The following is a 21,521-nucleotide window of genomic DNA, read 5'->3' as shown; positions in this document are numbered from 1 at the left end:
GCCCCGGAGCCGCCGACAACCCCCGAGCAACACCCACCCCCACGAGAGGACACCTCGGCATGAGCGTGCAGTTCACCCCCGAACAGAAGGACTTCGCCAAGACCGTCGCCGACTTCTGCAAGCGCGAGGTCGGCACCAGGGAACAGCGAGACAAGCTCACCGATCACGGCGCCCACAACCACAGCGACGAGGTCTACGCGAAGATGGCCGAACTCGGGTGGCTCGGCCTCACCGTGCCGGAGGAGTACGACGGGTCCGACGCGAGCATGGTGGACATGTGCATCCTGCTCGAGGAGGCCGCGCACGGGATGGCGCCCATCGGAGGAATCGGGCCCACGCTGATCACCGGCGGCGCCTACCGCAAGTTCGGCACCGACGCCCAGAAGGAGACCGTACTGCGCGGCATCGTCGCGGGCCGGTCGCAGTCGATCTCGATGTCCGAGCCCGAGGCCGGCTCCGACGTGGGAAATCTGAGCACCCGAGCCGAGAAGACCAGCGACGGCTGGCTGGTCAACGGACAGAAGACCTGGTGTTCGAACGCCCATTTCGCCGACAACATCCTGCTCGTGGCACGGACCGGGCGCGGCGACGGCAAGCACGAGGGGCTGACGATGTTCCACGTCCCGGCGGACACCCCGGGCCTGAAGATCAGCGGCATCGACACGATGGGCGGCAAGGAGGTCAACGATCTCTACTTCACCGACTGCGTACTCCCCGAGGAGGCGGTGATCGGCGAGGTCGGCAACGGCTGGCGGCAGCTGATGACCGGGCTGAACTTCGAGCGGCTGATCCTCGCCGCGATGATGCTCGGCACCGCCCAGCGCGCGTTCGACGACACCCTCGAATTCGTCACCCAGCGAAAGCAGTTCGGCCGACCCGTCGGCTCCTTCCAGGCGTTGCGCCACCGCATCGCGGATCTCGCCACCGAAATCGAGTGCAGCAAGTTGCTCGTCTACAGCGTCGCGGCGGAAGCGGACGCACACCCGGACAAGGTCCTCGCCCGCGAGGCGTCGATGGCGAAGCTGAAGGTCACCGAGACGGCCAAGAAGATGGCCCTCGAGGGCATGCAGATGATGGGTGGCTACGGATACGCGACCGAGTTCGACATGGAGAAGCACGTGCGCTCGACCATCGTCTCGACGATCTACGGCGGAACCAACGAGATCCAGCGTGACATCATCGGGAAGACCTACGGCCTGTAGGCCGTCCGTAGGCGAATGCCGTGAAGGAGCCGACCATGACACCGCCGTCCAGGACACCGCCGTCCGTGTCCCGCTCGGGTATCGGGGCCCCGAAGGGTGCCCCGTTGCGTCGGCGCCCCCAACTGGCGGAGGACGTCGCGGTTCACGTACGGAACATCATCATGTCCGGTGGGGTCCGCCCGGGCGACTTCATCCGGCTCGACGAGACGGCCGCGGAGTTGGGGGTGAGTGTCACGCCGGTGCGTGAAGCACTGCTGACGCTCCGCGGAGAGGGACTGGTCGAACTGGTCCCTCACCGCGGCTACGTCGTGGCGCCCCTGACCCGCGACGACATCGCGGATCTGTTCTGGCTGCAGGGCCAGATCGCCGAAGAACTGGCGCGGCGGGCAGCCGCCGCGGCGACTCCGGAGATGCTCGACGAACTCGCCGGCTACAACGACGGGCTACGCGCCGCTGTCGCGGCCGGCGACAGCGCACAGATCGAAGAGAACGAGTGGCGGTTCCACCGCGTGCTCAACCGGTACGCCGGGTCGCGCAAACTGTCCTGGTTCCTCGCCAGCGCGGTCCGGTACACCCCGGTGCAGTTCTATTCGACCGACCGGGCCTGGGGAGAGTCCGCCGTCGAGAGTCACGAGCGGCTCGTCGCCGCCTTGACGGCCGGTGACGCCGAGACAGCCGCCGCCGAGAACAAGGCGCACTTCGCCGAGGGCGCGACACTGCTGACCGCACACCTCGAGAGCATCGGTATGTGGGACTGACTTCGGCACCGTCATCGTCGCGGCGGTGAAGGCTCCAACATCGGCACGAGGAACTGCCACGCGAGCGCACCCAGCTGACTTTCGTCGTCCAGGTCGATGATGCGGCTGGGGATCGTGAGGAACGACGCCGTGACGCGCACCATCATCTCGGCCGCCAGGTCGGTGTCGAGATCATCCGAGATGCTGCCGGCGCGCTGCTCTCGGCGAAGCTGGCCGGCGACGAACTGGCGCACCGTCGCGAGAATCCTGCCGTCGCCGCCGACCGTGGAGCCGGCGAGGAGCGTCGGTTCCGTCGCGATGAGGCCGCCGATCAGGGGGTTCCCCCGGATGGCGCGCAGCGAACTCACGAACCCCAGCACCACCCGCTCCGCCGCGTCGTCGGCGTGGGCGATGTCGTCGAGGAACCGTGCGAAGTAGCGGCTGAACTCGCGCAGGATGACCTGATCGACCAACGCGTCCTTGGTGGCGAACTTCCGGTAGAGGGTGATCCGGGACAGGCCGGCCCGGCGAGCGACCTCCTCCATCGAGGAGCGCTGGATACCGCTTCGGCAGAACTGCTCGAATGCGGCGTCGAGGAGTCGCGTGCGGGTGCCGTCCCCGTCGTCGATCTGCTCGACGGCGTCCAGGTACGCGCGCTCGAGCAGGGACTTTCGGGCCGAGGCCGGGGCTGGGGCGGGCGGCACGGATTCCACGATCTCCTCCTCGATGGGGCGATCCTACACCCGCGGTACGCACACCCCGGAGACTCGAAATCCTTGTGATCTGCGCCACTTCGTGCTACTCATGCAACAATGAAACAACGTTTGTTTCATTGCTTCATCGAGTCGGGCGACGAAGGGAAGACACGGACATGGAGAACGTGAGTAGACGCAACGTGCTGAAGGCTGGTGGAGTCGCCCTGGGCGCGGCGGGCGCGTTCGCTCTCGGCGCACCCGCGAGTGCGCAGCCGTGGAGATGGTCACCGGCCGGGTCCGTCCCGGGCACAGGGAGTGGCGTGGATCCCCGCCTGGTGTGGGACACCGAGGCGGATCCCCTCGTGGCGTCACTCCTCGACCGCGGAGACGTTCCGAAGGTGAACGAACTCTTGCGGACCTGGAAGAAGAACGGTCAGCCACTGCCCGACGGCCTTCCCGCCGATCTCCGCGATTTCATGGAGCACGCGCGCCGACTTCCGGCGTGGACCGATCAGGACAAGCTCGCCGCCGCCGTCCGCTACAACGAGAAGCGGGGCCTCTACCTCGGAGTGCTGTACGGATTCGCCAGCGGAATGATGAGCACGGTGATTCCCCGAGAGGCGGTGGCGGTCTACTACTCCAAGGGCGGCGCGAACATGAAGGGCCGCATCTCGAGAACCGCGAAACTGGGCTACGACATCGGATCCCGCAACGCCTACCGGCACGACGGCGAGATGATCGTGACGAGTGTGAAGACGCGTCTCGTGCACGCCGCGGTGCGTCACCTGCTCCCGCAGTCCCCGCACTGGAACAATGCCGCACCGGAGAACACCCCGATCAGCCAGCACGACATGATGGTCACCTGGCACAGCCTCCCCACCACCGTGATGCGGACGCTGAGAGACTGGAACGTACGGGTTCCCGCCGACGAGTCCGACGGCTTTCTGCACTCGTGGCAGTTGGGCGCACACCTGCTCGGCATCGAAGACCAGTACATCCCCGCCACGTGGGATCAGGCCGACTCCCAGGCCGCCGAGGTACTCGACCCGATCCTCGCCCCGACACCGGAAGGCATCAAACTGGCGGACACGCTCCTCGATCTCGGATCGGGACTGGACGCGACCGTCCTCAGCCGACCGATCCTCGGGGCGCTGACCCGATTCATGCTCGGCGACCGGATCGCCGACTGGCTACGCATTCCCAGGGAACCCGTCTGGAGCCCACTACTGGACACCGCGTGGGGCCCGTTCGTCGCCGTCCGGGAGACGCTCCTCCCCCTGCCGCCGACACCGCAGGTGTATTGGACCTTCGACGAGATCCTCCGGCAGTTCGTCCTGCTCTACATGTCCGAGCTTCGTCCGATCAGCATCGAGATCCCCCAGCACAACAATCCCCGCTACCCCTGACGCCCCCGCTCTCCCTGACACCCCAGCTCTCCCTGACACCCCAGCTACCCTGACACACGGCCCGGTCAGCCGAGGATCATCGGGACCAGCACGGCACGCGCGAAGTCCTCCCTCGCACGTTCGGTGTCGACACGCGGGGGCCCGTCCGGCGTGAGCAGCAGGGACTGCGAGAGCCGCGAGATCGCCGCCGCCACTGCCTCGACTCGGTCGTCGCTCGGGAGTCCGGCACGGGCACGGATCTCCCGGATGCGGTCGGCGAGGTAGGACGAGGCTGCGGTCAGAATGCCACCCGCCTTGCCCGTGAGCGCGAACAGCGTCTCGTCGCGGTCGACCTCCAGCAGCTGGACGAGCAGCGGGTTCGTGTGCAACGTGGCCTGGGTGATGACGAAGAACCGAACGATGAAGTCCTCCGCGGCGACACCGTCCGGCAGCGCGTGCAACTGCCGGTCGATCTCGGCGAGCACGCGGGTCGCCTCGAACACCATCGCCCCGCCGACGATCTGGTCCTTCGTTCCGAGGCGCCGATAGAGGGTTGCCCGATTGACTCCCGCCCGTCGCGCGATGTCGTCCGTGCTGGTACGACGGACACCGGTAAGGGCGAACTGTTCGAGTGCCGCTGCCAGGATTCGCGCGTCCTCCGGCTCGAACATCGCCGCGAGCGACTCCACCGTGCTCCCTTCCGTCGGGACCGCCAAGCCGTTCACGACGTTTCGCGTTGTGAAGTAGCATGAATCGATCCGTCGATTACCCCAGCGCCACCCGTAGCCGTCGTGGTGGAGCCTACCGGTCGACGCAGTGGACCAGCGCAGACGGGACCGAGGGCATCCCCGTCACGATCGACAGGGGGCTGATGCAGATCCCGGGTGACCCGCACAGCGGACCGGACGGAACGGTCGACGACCTCGCCGGGCTGCGGGCAGCTCTCGACGAGGTCGACTTCAGGCTTCTCGACGCGGTCCGCGATCGTGTCGAACTCTGCCGTCGGGTCGGGGCCGTCAAGGCCCGCACGGACGTCCCCGTCGTCCAGCCGGGCCGGATGGACCTCGTCCACCGGCGGGCACGCGAGTACGCCGAGGACAACGGGCTCTCCACCGCGTTCGTGGACCGCCTCTTCGACCTCCTCATCGACGAGGCGTGCCGGGTCGAGGACACCGTCACCGGCACGGGATCGCGGCCACGCGAAGACGGAGGTCCGCGGTGATCACCCGCACCCTGCTGATCGACAACTACGACTCGTTCACCTACAACCTCTTCGACCTGCTGCACGGCGTCAACGGTGCCGCTCCGGTGGTCGTGCGCAACGACACCGAGTGGTCGGACATCGATCTCACCGCGTTCGACAACGTGGTGATCTCCCCCGGACCCGGTCACCCCCTGCGGCCCAGGGACTTCGGGATCAGCGCCCGGGTGATCGCCGACGCCACCCTCCCGGTACTCGGGGTCTGCCTCGGCCACCAGGGCCTGTGTGCCCTCCTCGGCGGCGAGGTCGGCCCCGCGCCGCAACCCATGCACGGGCGCCTCTCCACCGTCGAGCACGACGGATCCGAGCTCTTCCGAGGGATCCCCTCACCCTTCGCCGCCGTCCGCTACCACTCGCTGGTGGTCGATGCCCTGCCCCCCGAACTCGAGCCGACCGCGTGGACCGAGGACGGCCGGCTGATGGGGGTGCGTCACCGCGATCGACCGATGTGGGGTGTGCAGTTCCATCCGGAGTCGATCTCCACCGAGCACGGCCGGCGCCTGCTCGAGAACTTCCGCGATCTCACCCCGACCCGCGGTCCCGAACCCACCGCGGCACCGCCGTGCGACCAGGACCGGCACGGCCCGTATGTGGTCGATCACAGAATCATCGAGCGGGAGGTCGATCCCCGTAGCGCATTCGACGAGTTCTTCGGAGACGGCCACCATGCCTTCTGGCTGGACGGCACCGCCCGTGACGACAACGACGACCGGTACACCGTCCTCGGCAACTGTGCGGGCCCGCGAGCCGAGTTCGTCACCTACGACGTCGAGAGTGCGACGGTACGGATCGAGCGGCCCGGCCTGCCGATCGAGCAGGTCCACACGAGCTTCTTCGACTACCTGGACCGCCAGCTCACCACCCGAGCGGTGGCCGCCACGGCGGACATCCCCTTCGAACTCGGGTACGTCGGATACCTCGGGTACGAGCTCAAGGCCCAGACCGGCGGCAGGCGGGCACACCGCTCGCCGACTCCGGACGCCGCCCTGGTCTTCGCGGACCGCGCGATCGTCATCGATCACGCCCGCGCCCGCACCTTCGCACTGTGCCTGAGCGATCGGCACGGAGACCCCGAGAGTCGGCGCTGGCTCGACACCGTGACCACCCGGCTGCGTGCGCTCCCGGAGCGGGACACCGCGCAGCACGCACCCGTCCCGCTCCTCCGCACCGCCGAACCGGTCGGACTGTCCCTGCGCCACGACCACGACCGGTATCTCGGCAAGATCGCCGACGCCCAGCAACAGATCAGATCCGGGGAGTCCTACGAGGTCTGCCTGACCAACATGGCATCGGCCGGGCATTCGATCGACGCCGTGAGCACGTTCGAATGGCTGCGCGCCGCGAATCCGGTACCGCACGCCTCATTGTTGCGGTTCGGCGGAATCGACGTGGTCAGCGCCTCCCCGGAACGATTCCTGCGAGTCACGGCCGACCGGACGGTCGAGTCCAAGCCCATCAAGGGCACCCGTCCGCGTGCGGGAACGCCCGGGGAGGACGAGGCACTGCGGAGGGAGCTTCTCGACAGCGAGAAGGAACGTGCCGAGAACCTCATGATCGTCGATCTGACCCGCAACGACCTGTCCCGCGTGTGCGTGCCGGGAACCGTGCACGTCCCGTTCCTGTTCCAGGTGGAGACCTACCCCGCGGTCCATCAGCTGGTCTCCACGGTTCGTGGCCTGCTGGCTCCCGGTTCCTCGGCCGTGGCCGCCGTCCGCGCCGCGTTCCCGGGCGGTTCGATGACCGGGGCGCCCAAGTTGCGGACCATGGAGATCATCGATCGCCTCGAATCCGGGCCTCGAGGCGTGTACTCGGGCGCAATCGGGTACTTCTCCCTGACGGGCACCACCGACCTGTCGATCGTGATCCGGACGATGGTGGCGACCGAGGGGACGGTGAGCTTCGGTATCGGCGGCGCGATCACGGCGCTGTCGGACCCCGAGGAGGAATTCGACGAGACGATGGTGAAGGCGGCGAGCATGGTGCAGGCGCTCTCGGTGATCGCGGACCATCCGGGCGAGTACCGGCCGTGACCCGCGGTGCCCACACGGTCACGGTCGTCGGCGGCCGGGGCGCGGTGGGCACGATGCTCGCGGAGTGGGCCGCCGCCGACGGCGACGGCGACGGCGACGCGGTGATCGTCGTCGATCTCCCCGGCCGGGTGGCCGGGGATTCGACGGGCCCGTCCGGCGCCGGGATCGACGGCGCCGGAATCGACGGCGCCGGAATCGACGGCGCCGGGATCGACACAGTCGCCTCGGGCACTGTTCCTGGGGACGTCACCGCGCCGGAGGCAGCGTTGGTCTCCGTCCTCGCGCGCACCGACGTCCTGATCCTCGCCGTCCCGGAATCGGTCGCCGTCGCGTGCCTGCCGATCGTGGAGGCACTGCTCCCCGCGGGCGCGCTCGTCGTCGACACCCTGTCGGTCAAGTCACGGTATGCGGCCGCTCTCGACGAGGTCGGGTTCGGTCACCGGGCGGTGGGGGTGAACCCGATGTTCGCGCCGTCACTCTCTCCCGACGGCCGGGCCGTGGCGGTCGTCGCGTACGACGGACGTCCCGTACCGGCCGATCTCCGCGAACCGTGGACGCGCCGGGGAGCACGGGTGGTGTCCGTGAGTGCCGACGAGCACGACCGGCTGACCGCCACCACCCAGGCGCTCACCCACGCGACGGTCCTCGCCTTCGGACGAGCACTGGGCCACCTCGACGTTTCCGTCGACGACCTCCTGTCACTCGCGGCCCCACCGCATCTGGTGACCCTGGCGCTGCTGTCGCGCGTCGCCTCGGGAACGCCGGAGGTGTACCGGGAGATCCAGTCGGCGAATCCGTATGCCGAACAGGCGCGAGCCGCGCTCGCCGCCGGTGTGCGTGAGGTGGGCAAGGCCGCCCGAGCCGGAGATTCCGCTTTCGCCGACCTACTCGACCGGGCGCGAGATCCGCTGCGACACCGGACCGAAGAGCTGCGCGCGACCTGCACCGCCCTCTTCGCTGACCCCGCCCTGTTCCCCGAACCGACCGATGCGACACCGGAAGGACAGCCATGTCCGCGCACGTGAGGGCCCGTCCACCGACCATGCCCACCGCCGATCCGGACGACCGGGTCGAGAATGCGGTGGTTTCTCGTCTGACGACGACGTGGGGCCGACGGGCCACGGTCAAGAAGCCCGAACCCGACCTGGACGACCTGTTCGATCTCGAGAAACACGACTACCCCGACACCCTGCTACCGTTCGCCCGGCACGACGCGTTCCTGTCGGCGAGCGAGGACGCACGGAACCGGCTGCGTGCCTGGGCCTGGGTCGCGTTCAACAAGAACGTGATGGACATCGAGCAGTACGTGGTCAACCCCGGCTTCGACCTGCTCGCCCACGACGCGTTCGACTCCGGGCTCGGGGACACGCTGTATCTCGCGGTGCATCAGTCGATGGTCGACGAGCAGTACCACACCCTGATGCACCGCAACGCCAGTGCGGTGACGCGACGCCGACGCGGCTGGGCGTTGCCGGACCGCGTCCTGCCCGACGTGCTCACGGTGCGCCGGGTCCGGCGGGCGGCGGACGAGGCCGGCGACCGGAGGGTCGCGGCGCTGCTCACCCTGGCGTTCACCACCGTCGCCGAGATCTCCATCAGCTCCTATCTCGATCTGGTGTGCGACGACGAGGACGTGCAACCGGTGAACCGTGCGACGGTGCGCCTGCACAACCGCGACGAGTACACGCATGCCTCGATCACCTCCGAGGCGGCGGCCGCCGTGTTCGACGGACTGGACGGCAACGAGTGTCGTGTATTCCTCGAAGGCCTGGTCGCGGGGATGGACGCGTTCGGCGGCAACGATTTCGGATCCTGGAGGGCGATCGTCGACTACGAGGAGCTTCCCGGTGGGCAGGCCATGATCGACGATGCCGAACACCACCTCGGGAGCGCACGCCCCGGCCAGGACTTCAGCGGGATCCGCCGGCTGTGCGAGCAACTCGACGTGGCCGAACGACTGTCCTGGGACTGGACCTGACCCTGGCCCCCGGCCTGAAACCTCAGGCCCCAGGGCTGAAACCCCAGGAACCAGGCCCGGTCACCGGGACCTGCGCACGAACCAATCGATGAGTTCCGGGGCGTCGATCGCACTCGGATCGACGGCTCGTGACGCGTCCGCACCCTGGAGAATCCGCTTGAGCGGCACCTCCAGTTTCTTTCCTGTCCGCGTGTGCGGGATACCCGGTGCCACGATGATGTCGTCGGGCACGTGCCGCGGCGACAGCTGTTCCCGCAATGCCGTCCGGATCCGTTCCTGCAGAACCGCGTCGAGTTCGGCTCCGGGGTCGAGGACGACGAACAGCGGCATCCAGTAGCCACCGTCGTCGCGCTCGATACCGAGGACGAGTGCCTCCGCGATCTCGGGAATCCGCTCGACCACCTGGTAGATGTCGGCGCTGCCCATCCGGATTCCGTGCCGGTTCAGCGTGGAGTCGGAGCGACCGTGCATGAGCACCGACCCGCGGTCGGTGATCGTGACCCAGTCGCCGTGGCGCCACACCCCCGGGTACATGTCGAAGTAGGCGTCCCGATACCGGCGGCCGTCCGGGTCGTTCCAGAACCGGACCGGCATGGAGGGCATCGGTTCGGTGACCACGAGTTCGCCGACCTCCCCCACGACGGGATGTCCGCCCTCGTCGAGTGCCGCGAGCGCGACGCCGAGGTACGGCGCGGACAGCTCGCCCGGCCACACCGGGACGGTCCGCGCGCCGCCGACGAACGCCGACACCACGTCCGTACCTCCGGAGATCGACATCACGGGCACCGAGGCGCCGACGTGTTCGGACAGCCACAACGACGACGAGGCCGGAAGCGTCGACCCGGTGATCCCGACCGTGCGCAACGTGGACAGGTCGTGGTCCGCTGCGGGTTCGGCCCCGGCCTTGACACACGCGAGCACGTAGCCCGGGCTGGTGCCGAGCACCGTCGCCCGGGTGCGGGCCGCGAGGTCCCACAGACTGTCCGCCTCGGGGTACGACGGACTTCCGTCGTAGCAGACCACGGTGGCTCCGACCAGGAGCCCGGATGTCTGGTAGTTCCACATCATCCAGCTCGGGCTGGTGTACCAGAACAACGTGTCGTCCGCGGACAGATCCGCTTGGAGGGCCAGCGACTTGAGGTGCTCGAGCAGGACGCCCCCGTGTCCGTGGACGATGCCCTTGGGCAATCCGGTGGTTCCGGAGGAGAACACCACCCACAGTGGATGGTCGAACGGGACGGATTCCGGTGCGAGTTCGGCCAACTCGGACACCGCCTCCGCCCACGTGATCCTGGCCGGTGTCGTGGCCGGGAGTGCATCGGTATCGGCGGCCGGGTTCAGGTTGGGGACGAGCACCGTGAGCACGAGGCTGTCGAGGCCGTCACGGATCTGCGCCGACGCCTCGGTGCGATCGTGCGCCCTGCCGCCGAAACGGTATCCGTCCGCGGTGACGAGTACCTTCGGCTCGAGCTGGCCGAGCCGGTCGAGTGCGGCGGGCGCCGAGTAGTCCTGTCCGCACGCTGCCCACACCGCGCCGAGTGACGCGGTGGCGAGGAAGGCGACGACGGCCTCCGGAATGTTCGGCAGGTAGCCGACGACCCGGTCCCCGCTCCCGACGCCGTGGGCGCGCAGCGTCGCGGCGAACGCCGCCACCTGGCCCCGCAGTTCGTCCCAGGACATCTCGGTGATCTCGGTGTCCCCGACATTCTCGGTGCCCTCGTGGACCCGGAGCAGCGCCGTCTCGTCGCCCCGGGAGTGCCGGAACACGTGCTCGACATAGTTGAGCCGGGCTCCGGGAAACCAGACGGCCCCGGGCATTGTCGAATCAGCAAGGGCGGGACCCGGTTCGGTGACGGACCGGACGCCGGCCCATTCCCACACCGCCTGCCAGAAGGCACCGACGTCGGACACCGACCAACGCCACAGACTGTGGTAGTCGTCGACCTCCACGCCGTGCCGCTCGGCGACGAAGCCCGCGAAACGGGTGATCTGCGCGTCGCGCAGGTCGGTGTCGGTCGGCTCCCACTGGGGCGCCGGGCCCCGGGATGCCGGGTCGCTGCTCATCGAGGTCACTCCTGCCCTGTGGGGATGCGGCGGAGCACGTGTTCGGCGTGGTGCAGGACCGGCGAGTCCACCATCTTGCCCTCGAACGCGAAGACCCCGTTCTCGTGTTCGGCGGCCGCGAGCACGCTTCTGGCCCAGGACACGTCCTCGTCCGTGGGCGTGTACGCGGCGCGGATGACGCCGACCTGGGTCGGATGGATGGCCACCTTCACGTCGAATCCGACGGCGACGGCGTCGTCCGACTCGGCCCGCAACCCGTCGAGATCGGCGAAGTCGAGGTAGACGGAGTCGAGCGCGATGCGGTGGTATGCCTTGGCCGCCAACAAGGTCGACGAGCGGACGTGCCGGGCCACGTCTCGGTACACGCCGCGCCCGTCCCGGCTGGAGTTCCCCCCGAGCGCCGCGACGAGATCCTCGGCCCCCCACATCACCCCGATCGCGTTCGCCGCGAGCGCGATCTCCTCCACCGCCAGTGCGCCCTGCGGAGACTCCACGAGGGCGATCACCTCGCCCGGCGCCAGCGAGAGCACCTGGTCCGCGGACTCGCACTTGGGCAACATCACCCGGGTGTACTTCGTGCCGTCTATCGCGAGCAGGTCCCGCTCGTGGTCGTCGGTGCCCACGGCATTGACTCGGACCACGGTGCGGTCCGGATCGAGGGGTGTGTCGATGAGCGCGGTACGCGCCTTCTCCTTGTCCGCGGGTGCCACCGCGTCCTCGAGGTCGAGGATCACGACGTCGGCGGCCGCGGCGGCCTTGGCGTACCGGTCCGGCCGGTCCGCGGGGCAGAACAGCCACGCGGGCCCGGGTAGTTGCCAGCTCACGACGGTTCTCCCGGTCGCTTCTGCACCAGTGTCCTGCGTACCGCCACGGCGACGACGTCCCCGTGCTGGTTCCGGCCGGTGTGTTCGAGCGTCACGATGCCCTCCGTGGGTCGGCTCTTCGATTCTCGCTTCTCGGTGACGAGGGTCTCCGCATACAGAGTGTCGCCGTGGAAGAGCGGTTTCGGGAACCGAATCTCCGAGAAACCGAGATTCGCCACGATCGTTCCCTGGGTGAGCTGCGCGACGGACAGGCCCACCACCGTCGAGAGGGTGAACATCGAGTTGACCAGTCGCTCACCGAACTCGGTGCCGGCCGCGTATGCGGCGTCGAGGTGCAGCGCCTGCGTGTTCATCGTCTGCGTGGTGAACAGGACGTTGTCCGCTTCGGTGATCGTGCGGCCGGGCCGGTGCTCGTACGTCGTGCCCACCACGAACTCCTCGAACCACAGCCCGCGTTGGACGATCCGCTCGCCGGTGGGCGTCTCGTGCTCGCCGCCGCTCACAGCCCGACCTCCCGGGCGATCAGCATCAACTGCACCTCGGTCGTGCCCTCGCCGATCTCGAGGATCTTGCTGTCCCGGTAGTGGCGCGCCACGGAGTACTCGTTCATGAATCCGTACCCGCCGTGGACCTGGGTGGCGTCACGCGCGTTGTCCATCGCCGCCTCGGAGGCGACGAGCTTGGCGATCGCCGCCTGCTTCTTGAACGGCTTGCCGGACAGCATGAGCGCGGCCGCGTCGTAATACGCGGTACGTGCGGTGTGGGCGCGTGCCTCCATCCGGGCGATCTTGAAGGCGATCGCCTGATTGCGCCCGATGGGTGCGCCGAACGCCTCGCGCTCCTTCGCGTACCGCACCGACTCGTCGACGCACCCCTGCGCCGCCCCCGTGGCCAGCGCGGCGATGGCGATCCGGCCCTCGTCGAGGGTGCGCAGGAAGTTCGCGTACCCGCGGCCGCGCTCCCCGAGAAGGTTCGCGGCGGGGACCCGCGCGTCGGCGAAGGTCAACGGATGGGTGTCGGAGGCGTTCCAGCCGACCTTGTCGTAGGCCTTCTCCGCGGTGAACCCCGGCGTGTCCGCGGGGACGATGACGGTGGAGATCTCCTTCTTGCCGGCCTCGCTCGTCCCGGTGACCGCGGTGACGGTCACCAGCGCGGTGATGTCGGTTCCCGAGTTGGTGATGAACTGCTTGTTCCCGTTGATCACCCACTCGTCACCGTCGAGACGTGCGGTGGTCTTGGTGCCGCTCGCGTCGCTACCGGCGCCGGGCTCGGTCAGCCCGAACGCACCGAGTGCCCGTCCGGAGGCCAGTTGCGGTAGCCAGGTCCGCTTCTGTTCCTCGGTGCCGAATCGCAGGATCGGCATGGCCCCCAGGGACACTCCGGCCTCGAGGGTGATCGCGACGGACTGGTCGACCTTGCCCAGTTCCTCGAGGGCGAGGCACAGGGCGAAGTAGTCGCCCCCCTGCCCGCCGTACTCCTCGGGGATCGGCAGACCGAACAGGCCCAGCTCGCCCATGCCGGCGACGACCTCGTACGGAAAGGTGTGCGCCGCGTCGTGTTCGGCGGCGACAGGCGCGACCACGGTGCGTGCGAAGTCCGCGACCGTCGCGGCCAGCTGTGCGTAGTCCTCGGGAAGCTCGGAGGTGGACAGGAAGGAGCTGCCGGTCATGATGCGTCCTCTTTCTCACGGGTCTCCGCGTCGGCCGACGCAGGTAGGGGAACGACACGAGCAAGTAGTTGATCGACCTTCACCTGCTCGGCGACGCCGACCAGGATCTCGACGACGCCGTCCGCCGGTGCGGTGAGCGAGTGCTCCATCTTCATCGCCTCGACGACGAGCAGCAGGTCACCGGAACGCACCCGCGCCCCCGGCTCGGCGCCGAGTGCGATGACGGTGCCCGGCATCGGACTGGTCACCTCCGCGGACCCCGCCCCGGCGTCCTCGCCGCGAATGCGGACCTCGGGCGTCTGCCGGACCTCCCACGTGCCGTCGGTGCCCGCCAGCCACAGGTGGTCCCCCACATCGGCGATGCGATAGCTGTCGCGTCGAGTGCCGACCAGGATGTCGAGACGACGCCCGGAAGCGTCGAGTTCCGCGGCGACCGGGTACTCGTCGCCGTCTTCGACCCACGCTCGGGCGGACGACGGTGTTCCCGTGACGTACACGTGCTCGGTGCGCTCTCCTGCCGAGAGCCGGATCCGCGTCGGTGCCGGCCGTCCGGCGCGCCATCCGGTGGGCCGGGACCACGGGTCGGCGGTCGCCCGGGACCATCGGCGCATCCAGCGGTACACCGCGGCCGCCACGAGCACCGTGTCGGGCGCCTGCGGTGAGCGGTAGTCGGCGAGCCGGCGATCGAGCAGGCCGGTGTCGAGGTCACCGGAGACGACGTCGTCGTCGGCGAGCAGGAAACGCACGAAGTCGATGTTCGTGACGACCCCGAGCACGCCGGTATCGGCGAGGGCACGATCGAGGGCACGCAGTGCATCGGCACGATCGGCGCCGTGCGCGATCACCTTCGCGAGCATCGGGTCGTACTCGCTGCCCACCACCGTGCCCGGCAACAGCCCGGAGTCGATCCGCACGCCCGGCAGCTCGGGCTCGACGACGTCCCATACCTCCCCGCCCGTGGGGAGGAAGCCGCGGCCGGGGTCCTCCGCGTACACCCTGGCCTCGACGGCGTGCCCGGACAGCGTCACGTCATCCTGTCCGAAGCCGAGTTCCTCTCCCGCCGCGATACGGACCTGCCATTCGACCAGGTCGAGACCCGTCACCATCTCGGTCACCGGATGCTCCACCTGAAGTCGCGTGTTCATCTCCATGAAGAAGAACTCGTCGGGGCGGTCGGCGGAGACGATGAACTCGACCGTTCCCGCGCCGACGTAGTCCACCGATCGTGCCGTATCGCAGGCGGCCGCGCCGATCCTGGACCGGGTCGCCTCGTCCAGGAGCGGGGAAGGCGCCTCCTCGACGACCTTCTGGTGGCGTCGCTGAAGGCTGCACTCCCGTTCCCCGAGATGCACGACGTTGCCGTGGGTGTCGGCGAGGACCTGCACCTCGATGTGCCGGGGCCGGAGCACGAACCGTTCGAGGAACAGCGTGTCGTCACCGAAGGAGGCACCGGCCTCACGGCGTGCGCCGGACAGCGCATCGGGCAGCGACTCCGGATGCTCCACCAACCGCATGCCCTTCCCGCCACCGCCCGCCGACGGTTTGACGAGGACGGGAAAGCCGATCGCGTCGGCCGCGGCGATCAGCTCCGCGTCGGTGAGACCGGGGCGCGCGATGCCGGGCACGACGGGGACGTCGAACTCTGCCACGGCGTTCTTCGCGGTGATCTTGTCGCCCATCACCTCGATGGCACGGGCGGACGGCCCCAGGAACGCGAGCCCGGCCGTGGCGCATGCTCGCGCGAATTCCGCGTTCTCGGAGAGGAATCCGTAGCCGGGGTGGACGGCTTGGGCCCCGCTTCCGGTGGCTGCCGCAACGACCTTCTCGATGCACAGATAGCTCTCGCGCGCCGGGGCCGGCCCCAGGAGGACGGCGGTGTCCGCCTCGCGGACGTGACGGGCTCCCCGGTCGGCCTCGCTGAACACGGCGACCGAACGGATCCCCATCGCGCGCAGCGTGCGGATCACCCGTACGGCGATCTCCCCCCGGTTGGCGACGAGAACGGTGTGGATCGTGGTGGGCTGTTTCATGTCATCTCACATCCGGAAGACGCCGTAGGAGACCGGCTCCAGCAGCGCGTGGGCACAGGCCGACAATGCAAGCCCGAGAACGGTTCTGGTGTCCGCGGGATCGATGATCCCGTCGTCCCACAGCCGGGCCGTCGAATAGTAGGGGTTTCCCTGGGACTCGTACTGCTCGCGGATGGGCGCCTTGAACGCCTCCTCCTCTGCGGCCGTCCACGAGTCGCCGGCGATCTGCTCGGAGCGCACCGTCGCGAGCACCGACGCCGCCTGTTCCCCGCCCATCACCGAGATCCGCGCGTTCGGCCACATCCACAGGAAGCGAGGCGAATAGGCGCGTCCACACATCGAGTAGTTTCCGGCGCCGTAGGAGCCACCGATGACGACGGTGAGCTTCGGGACCCGGGCGCAGGCCACCGCGGTGACCATCTTCGCGCCGTGCTTGGCGATACCCCCGGCCTCGTAGTCGCGGCCGACCATGAAGCCGGCGATGTTCTGCAGGAACACCAGCGGGATGCTCCTCTTGTCGCACAGCTCGATGAAGTGGGCGCCCTTCACCGCCGATTCCGCGAACAGCACCCCGTTGTTCGCGACGATCCCGACCGGGTGACCGTGGATGTGCGCGAAGCCGGTCACCAGGGTCTTTCCGTACTCGGACTTGAACTCGTGGAAGCCACCACCGTCGACGATTCTGGTGATCACCTCGTGCACGTCGTACGGGGTTCGGGGGTCGACGGGCACGACGTCGTAGAGCTCGGCCTGGGGCGCGATCGGGTCGACCGGCGGGGCCGTCTCCCACGGTGTCGGAGTGCGGGGGCCGAGCGTCGAGACGATGTCGCGCACGAGAGCCAGGGCGTGCCGATCGTCCTCGGCGAGGTGGTCGGTGACCCCGGAGATCTTGGAGTGCAGGTCGCCGCCGCCGAGTTCCTCCGCGGTGACCACCTCTCCGGTCGCCGCCTTCACCAGAGGGGGCCCACCGAGGAAGATGGTGCCCTGATTCCGCACGATCACGGCCTCGTCGCTCATCGCGGGGACGTAGGCGCCACCGGCGGTGCACGACCCCATCACCGCGGCGATCTGACCGATGCCGCGGGCACTCATCGTCGCCTGGTTGTAGAAGATCCGACCGAAGTGCTCGCGGTCCGGGAAGACCTCGTCCTGGCGGGGAAGGAACGCTCCACCCGAATCCACCAGGTAGATGCACGGAAGGTGGTTCTGGAGCGCGATCTCCTGCGCCCGCAGATGCTTCTTGACCGTCATCGGATAGTAGGTGCCGCCCTTGACGGTCGCATCGTTCGCGACGATCACGCATTCGCGTCCGGCGACCCGACCGACCCCGGCGATGATGCCGGCTCCCGGGCTCTCGTCGCCGTACATGCCGTTCGCGGCGAGCGGGGCGATCTCGAGGAAGGGGCTGCCCGGGTCCAACAGACCGTCGACCCGCTCGCGCGGCAACAGCTTGCCGCGTGAGACGTGCCGCTCGCGGGCCCGCGCGCTGCCGCCGAGCGCCGTACGTTCGAGATTCGCGCGCAGCTCGTCCACGAGAGCGACGTGTGCCGCCCGGTGGGTGTCGGGTGCCGTACCTGGAGATGCCATTCCGCCGCCTTCGCGTGTGACCGCCTTCGCGAGTGATCATGTGAGTTAATGATCAATAACTGAATCCAACATAACTATGCTGCACGCAGAAGTCCATACCCGATGTCCGGCTCACCCGGTCTCCGCGGAACGGACCCCGACGAGACAGCGGAAGGGAGTGCGGCGATGGCCGAGCCCACCACCCGGCGTGAGCAGATGAAGGCCGACCGTCGGCGCCAACTTCTCATCGAGGCTGCGCGTTTGATCGCCGAGCGCGGATTCCTCGGCGTGCGCCTCGAGGATCTCGGGTCCGCGGCCGGCATCAGTGGCCCCGCCGTGTACCGCCACTTCCCCAACAAGGACGCGGTACTGGTGGAACTGCTCGTCGGCATCAGCACCCGGTTGCTCGACGGCGGGACGGCCGTCGCCGACACGGCCGAGAGTCCGGCTGCGGCCCTGTCGGGGCTGGTCGACTTCCACCTCGACTTCGCGCTCACCGAACCGGACCTGATCCGCATCCAGGATCGCGATCTCGAGAACCTGCCCCCCGAGGCCAAACGACAGGTCCGGCTCACCCAGCGGCGCTACGTCGAGGTGTGGGTGGGCGTCCTGCTCCGCGTCTCCCCGGGTACGGACGAAGAGTCCGCGCGGGTGATGGCGCACGCGACGTTCGGCCTGCTGAACTCGACCCCGCACAGCGCCGACCCCTCGTCCCCCGAGCTCACCCGCTCGGTGCTGCGCGCGATGGCATTCGGGGCACTCACAACCCTTCGATGAGAGCGACCGACCGCTCGCGCATCTCGACCTTGCGCACCTTGCCCGTCACGGTCATCGGGAACTCGTCGACGATGTGCACGTACCGGGGAATCTTGTAATGCGCCAGACGCCCCTCACAGAACGCGCGTACCGCGGCGGTGTCGAGCGGCTCGGCTCCGTCGCGCAACTGGATCCAGGCCATCAGTTCCTCGCCGTACTTGCGGTCCGGCACGCCGACGACCTGCGCATCGAGCACGTCGGGATGGGTGTAGAGGAACTCCTCGATCTCGCGGGGATAGATGTTCTCGCCACCGCGGATGACCACGTCCTTGATCCTGCCGGTGATCGCGACGTAGCCGTCGTCGTCCATCACACCGATGTCGCCGGTGTGCATCCATCGCGCGGCGTCGATGGCCTCACCCGTCTTGTCCGGCTGGTTCCAGTAGCCGAGCATCACCGAGTAGCCCCGGGTGCACAACTCGCCGGGCTCACCGCGCGGAACCGTCAGACCCGTTGCCGGATCGACGATCTTGACCTCGAGATGTGGACCCACGCGGCCCACGGTGGAGACGCGCTGGTCGATCGAGTCGTCGGAGCGGGTCTGCAGCGATACCGGGGACGTCTCGGTCATGCCGTAGCAGATCGACACCTCCGACATTCCCATGTGCTCGATCACCTGCTTCATCACCTCGACCGGGCAGGGCGATCCCGCCATGATCCCGGTGCGCAGCGAGGACAGATCGAAGGAATCGAAGTCCGGGTCGGCCAGCTCCGCGATGAACATCGTCGGCACGCCGTACAGGGACGTACACCGCTCGGCCTGGACGGCCTCGAGCGTGGCGTGTGGATCGAACGAGGGGGCCGGGATCACCATCGTCGCGCCGTGGGTGGTACTCGCGAGGTTGCCCATCACCATGCCGAAGCAGTGATAGAACGGCACCGGAATGCAGACCCGGTCCTGTTCCGTGTAGTGGCACAGCTCGCCCACGAAGTACCCGTTGTTGAGGATGTTGTGGTGACTGAGTGTCGCGCCTTTCGGGAATCCGGTGGTTCCCGACGTGTACTGGATGTTGATCGGATCGTCCGGTGAGAGTGCCGCCTGAGCGGCTGCCAGGTCGTCCGGCCGGTCGCGCCGGGCGGCGCGTCCGGCGTCGACGAGTTCGTTCCACCCCGGGGAGTCGAGCAGCGTTACCTGTTCGAGCCCGGCGCATTCCGGCCGGGCCTCCTCGATCATCCGCGCGTAGTCCGAGCCCTTGAACTCGGGCGCGGACACCAGCAACCGCACCCCGGCCTGCTCGAGCACGTAGCGCAATTCGTGTGTGCGGTACGCCGGATTGATGTTGACGAGAATCGCGCCGATCTTCGCTGTGGCGTACTGGATCAGCGTCCACTCCGGACGGTTCGGTGCCCAGATCCCCACCCGGTCACCCTTGCCGATGCCCCCGGCGAGCAGGCCGTGGGCCAGATCGTCGACGTCCGAGACCAGTTCCGCGTACGTCCATCGCCGCCCGGACGGCACGTCGACGAGTGCTTCACGCCCGCCGTGCAGCGCGGCGGTACGGTCCAGGCTGTCGCCGATCGTGTCGCCGAGGAGAGGGACGCCGGACGTCCCCGAGGTATAGCTGGGGACCCGGGGAACATCGCGCAGGCCGCCGCTGCGGGAAACATTTCCGGTCATCGTCGATCTCTCCTCGGTCGTACTCGGATACAGCTTTCGCCCCTGTTCCTTCCCACCATGGTCGACGATCGGTGGCCGCACGTGTTCGGAATCCGGACACGCTGTGGTCTCGGAACCCCGATCGGGGGAACCAGGATGTCGACGCCATGGTCGGGAAGGCATGGCGGGAAGGAATCAGGGTGTGTGGACACGAAACGTCACAGGGCTCGCTGACTGGTCTCGACGAGCGCCCGGGTGCAGACGAAGCTGAGCACGCCCAGCAGTGCGAGCATGATACCGATCGCGATGCTGCCGTAGGACGCGGCGAGGGGCGCGGCGAGCAACGGCGGAATCGCGCCACCGAGAACGCCGGCGAGGTTGTAGCCGAGACCGGCACCGGTGTAGCGGTACCGGGTGTGGAACATCTCGGGAAGCAGTGCCCCACACGGCCCGTAGGCGATGCCGAAGATCGCGAGTGTGACGACCGTGCCGACGACGAAGGCGACCGGAGATCCGGTGTCCAGCAACGGGAAGAGCACGAGCGCCCACACGACCGCGAAGCCACACGAGATCATGATGACCTTGCGTCGGCCCACCCGGTCGGAGTACAGCGCGGACACCACGACCGCGGCGCCGAAGACCACCGAGGCACAGATTCCGACGGTGAGCACGAACGGCCGCGAGAATCCCAGCTCCGTGGTGGCGTAGCTGGTGAGATACGCAGTGCCCATGTAGAAGAAGGCGAACATGATCGCGAGCGCACCCGCCGACAGCAGGATCTCCCTGGTCTGGAACCGCCAGGCGTCGAGGAACGGCAGCGTCCGCTTCTCACCCGACTCCCGGTCGGCGGCCGAACGGGCCGCGGCCTCGGCGCGGAACACCGGCGTCTCCTCGATCGCCAGCCGCATGTAGAGACCGATACCGACCAGGACGATGCTGAACAGGAACGGGATACGCCATCCGTAGGTGAGGAAGGCCTCGTTGGTGTCGCCGAGCGCCAGCCCGGTGAACAGGAACGTGCCGCTCGACAGTGCGAACGCGATGGCCGGACCGAGCTGCGGGAACATCGCGTACATCCCGCGTTTGCCCGGTGGGGCGTACTCGGCGGTGAGCAACGTCGCGCCGGCCCATTCGCCACCGACGGCGAACCCCTGGGCGAAACGCAGCAGCACCAGGATGATCGGCGCGGCGACACCGATCGTGTCGGCGCCCGGGAGCAGCCCGATCAGCAGGGTCGAGATGCCCATGAGCAGCAGGGTCGAGACCAGCGTCTTCTTGCGGCCGATTCGATCACCGAAGTGGCCGAACAGCATCGCTCCGACCGGCCGGGCGAAGAACGCGACGGCGAACGTGGCGAACGAGGCCACCGTGCCCGCGGTCGCGCCGAGCGCGGGAAAGAACACCGTGGGGAACACGAGGGCGGCGGCGGTGCCGTAGATGAAGAAGTCGTAGAACTCGATGGTGGTACCGATGCAACTGGCGATGGCGACTCGCCGGATGCCGGGCCCTCCGGTGCCCTGCTCCGGCGCGACAGCCGCAGGCGCACCGGCCCCGGACGCGCCCGTACTCGGGACTGTGGTCACGTGGTCTCCTCCGAAATGATCCGTGTCGAGCATGATGCGAGTCGAACCTGATCCGATCGACGGCGAACGCCGCCGCGCGATGAG

At 68.4% G+C, this 21,521-nt stretch carries 18 protein-coding genes; 8 read left to right on the top strand and 10 right to left on the bottom strand.

From position 1 onward, the window contains the following. Positions 1–59 precede the first annotated feature (59 nt). Both G4H71_RS16510 and G4H71_RS16505 read left to right on the top strand, forming a co-directional pair. Complete coding sequence (locus tag G4H71_RS16510) at positions 60–1,202, top strand: acyl-CoA dehydrogenase family protein (protein WP_072738295.1); 1,143 nt, start codon at positions 60–62, stop codon at positions 1,200–1,202. A 35-nt stretch (positions 1,203–1,237) separates the two neighbouring features. Next, positions 1,238–1,960 carry a GntR family transcriptional regulator gene (locus tag G4H71_RS16505; protein WP_072738447.1) on the top strand — a complete coding sequence of 241 codons (723 nt, stop codon included), beginning with the start codon at positions 1,238–1,240 and terminating at the stop codon, positions 1,958–1,960. 11 nt (positions 1,961–1,971) lie between these two features. On the opposite strand, the gene G4H71_RS16500 is transcribed toward G4H71_RS16505, so the two are convergent. Further along, positions 1,972–2,643 (bottom strand): TetR/AcrR family transcriptional regulator, encoded by a 672-nt coding sequence (locus G4H71_RS16500; RefSeq protein ID WP_217631321.1) that lies wholly within the window; start codon positions 2,641–2,643, stop codon positions 1,972–1,974. A 167-nt stretch (positions 2,644–2,810) separates the two neighbouring features. Between G4H71_RS16500 and G4H71_RS16495 the strand changes: the two genes are divergently transcribed. After that, positions 2,811–4,040, top strand: a complete 1,230-nt coding sequence (locus G4H71_RS16495; RefSeq protein WP_072738297.1) for an oxygenase MpaB family protein — start codon at positions 2,811–2,813, stop codon at positions 4,038–4,040. 65 nt (positions 4,041–4,105) lie between these two features. Here G4H71_RS16495 and G4H71_RS16490 read toward each other — a convergent pair whose 3' ends face one another. Next, positions 4,106–4,744 carry a TetR/AcrR family transcriptional regulator gene (locus G4H71_RS16490; RefSeq protein ID WP_246442036.1) on the bottom strand — a complete coding sequence of 213 codons (639 nt, stop codon included), beginning with the start codon at positions 4,742–4,744 and terminating at the stop codon, positions 4,106–4,108. 23 nt (positions 4,745–4,767) lie between these two features. Here G4H71_RS16490 and G4H71_RS16485 point away from each other — a divergent pair, with 23 nt between their 5' ends. Genes G4H71_RS16485 through G4H71_RS16470 form a run of 4 tightly spaced genes read left to right on the top strand, consistent with a single transcriptional unit; the run spans position 4,768 to position 9,288 of the window. After that, positions 4,768–5,241 (top strand): chorismate mutase, encoded by a 474-nt coding sequence (locus G4H71_RS16485; protein WP_246442039.1) that lies wholly within the window; start codon positions 4,768–4,770, stop codon positions 5,239–5,241. Further along, on the top strand, positions 5,238–7,310 hold the full coding sequence (pabB, locus tag G4H71_RS16480; RefSeq protein WP_072738298.1) for an aminodeoxychorismate synthase component I: 2,073 nt from the start codon (positions 5,238–5,240) through the stop codon (positions 7,308–7,310). The genes G4H71_RS16485 and pabB overlap by 4 nt, the downstream gene beginning before the upstream one ends. Further along, entirely contained in the window at positions 7,307–8,335 is a 1,029-nt protein-coding gene (locus G4H71_RS16475) for a prephenate dehydrogenase dimerization domain-containing protein (protein ID WP_083343093.1), read from the top strand. Before pabB ends, G4H71_RS16475 begins: the two co-directional genes overlap by 4 nt. Continuing rightward, a complete protein-coding gene (locus G4H71_RS16470) occupies positions 8,320–9,288 on the top strand; it encodes a diiron oxygenase (RefSeq protein WP_072738299.1) in 969 nt (322 codons plus the stop codon). The genes G4H71_RS16475 and G4H71_RS16470 overlap by 16 nt, the downstream gene beginning before the upstream one ends. 60 nt (positions 9,289–9,348) lie before the next feature. On the opposite strand, the gene G4H71_RS16465 is transcribed toward G4H71_RS16470, so the two are convergent. The 6 genes from G4H71_RS16465 to G4H71_RS16440 are packed head-to-tail and all read right to left on the bottom strand — an operon-like array spanning position 9,349 to position 17,462. Beyond that, a complete protein-coding gene (locus G4H71_RS16465) occupies positions 9,349–11,352 on the bottom strand; it encodes an acetoacetate--CoA ligase (RefSeq protein WP_072738451.1) in 2,004 nt (667 codons plus the stop codon). 5 nt (positions 11,353–11,357) lie between these two features. Further along, entirely contained in the window at positions 11,358–12,176 is an 819-nt protein-coding gene (locus G4H71_RS16460) for an HpcH/HpaI aldolase/citrate lyase family protein (RefSeq protein ID WP_072738300.1), read from the bottom strand. Then, a complete protein-coding gene (locus G4H71_RS16455) occupies positions 12,173–12,679 on the bottom strand; it encodes a MaoC family dehydratase (protein WP_072738301.1) in 507 nt (168 codons plus the stop codon). The genes G4H71_RS16460 and G4H71_RS16455 overlap by 4 nt, the downstream gene beginning before the upstream one ends. Further along, a complete protein-coding gene (locus tag G4H71_RS16450; protein WP_072738302.1) occupies positions 12,676–13,845 on the bottom strand; it encodes an acyl-CoA dehydrogenase family protein in 1,170 nt (389 codons plus the stop codon). Before G4H71_RS16450 ends, G4H71_RS16455 begins: the two co-directional genes overlap by 4 nt. Then, positions 13,842–15,875: an acetyl/propionyl/methylcrotonyl-CoA carboxylase subunit alpha gene (locus tag G4H71_RS16445; protein ID WP_072738303.1), complete on the bottom strand. Its 2,034-nt coding sequence runs from the start codon at positions 15,873–15,875 to the stop codon at positions 13,842–13,844. Before G4H71_RS16445 ends, G4H71_RS16450 begins: the two co-directional genes overlap by 4 nt. A 6-nt stretch (positions 15,876–15,881) precedes the next feature. Further along, complete coding sequence (locus G4H71_RS16440) at positions 15,882–17,462, bottom strand: carboxyl transferase domain-containing protein (RefSeq protein WP_072738304.1); 1,581 nt, start codon at positions 17,460–17,462, stop codon at positions 15,882–15,884. Between the two features lie 165 nt (positions 17,463–17,627). On the opposite strand from G4H71_RS16440, the gene G4H71_RS16435 reads away from it, so the two are divergent. Beyond that, positions 17,628–18,218 (top strand): SACE_7040 family transcriptional regulator, encoded by a 591-nt coding sequence (locus tag G4H71_RS16435; protein WP_072738305.1) that lies wholly within the window; start codon positions 17,628–17,630, stop codon positions 18,216–18,218. Here the strand turns inward: G4H71_RS16435 and G4H71_RS16430 are convergent. Next, positions 18,202–19,875 carry an AMP-binding protein gene (locus G4H71_RS16430; RefSeq protein ID WP_072738452.1) on the bottom strand — a complete coding sequence of 558 codons (1,674 nt, stop codon included), beginning with the start codon at positions 19,873–19,875 and terminating at the stop codon, positions 18,202–18,204. The two genes, G4H71_RS16435 and G4H71_RS16430, sit on opposite strands and share 17 nt — an antisense overlap. 197 nt (positions 19,876–20,072) lie before the next feature. After that, positions 20,073–21,470 (bottom strand): MFS transporter, encoded by a 1,398-nt coding sequence (locus G4H71_RS16425; protein ID WP_371842463.1) that lies wholly within the window; start codon positions 21,468–21,470, stop codon positions 20,073–20,075. Between the last annotated feature and the right edge of the window lie 51 nt (positions 21,471–21,521).

Origin of the sequence: Rhodococcus triatomae (assembly GCF_014217785.1) — a bacterium.
GTDB lineage: Bacteria > Actinomycetota > Actinomycetes > Mycobacteriales > Mycobacteriaceae > Rhodococcus_F > Rhodococcus_F triatomae.
Note: the sequence above shows the minus strand (reverse complement) of the source record. Positions and strands in the feature narration are given on the sequence as shown.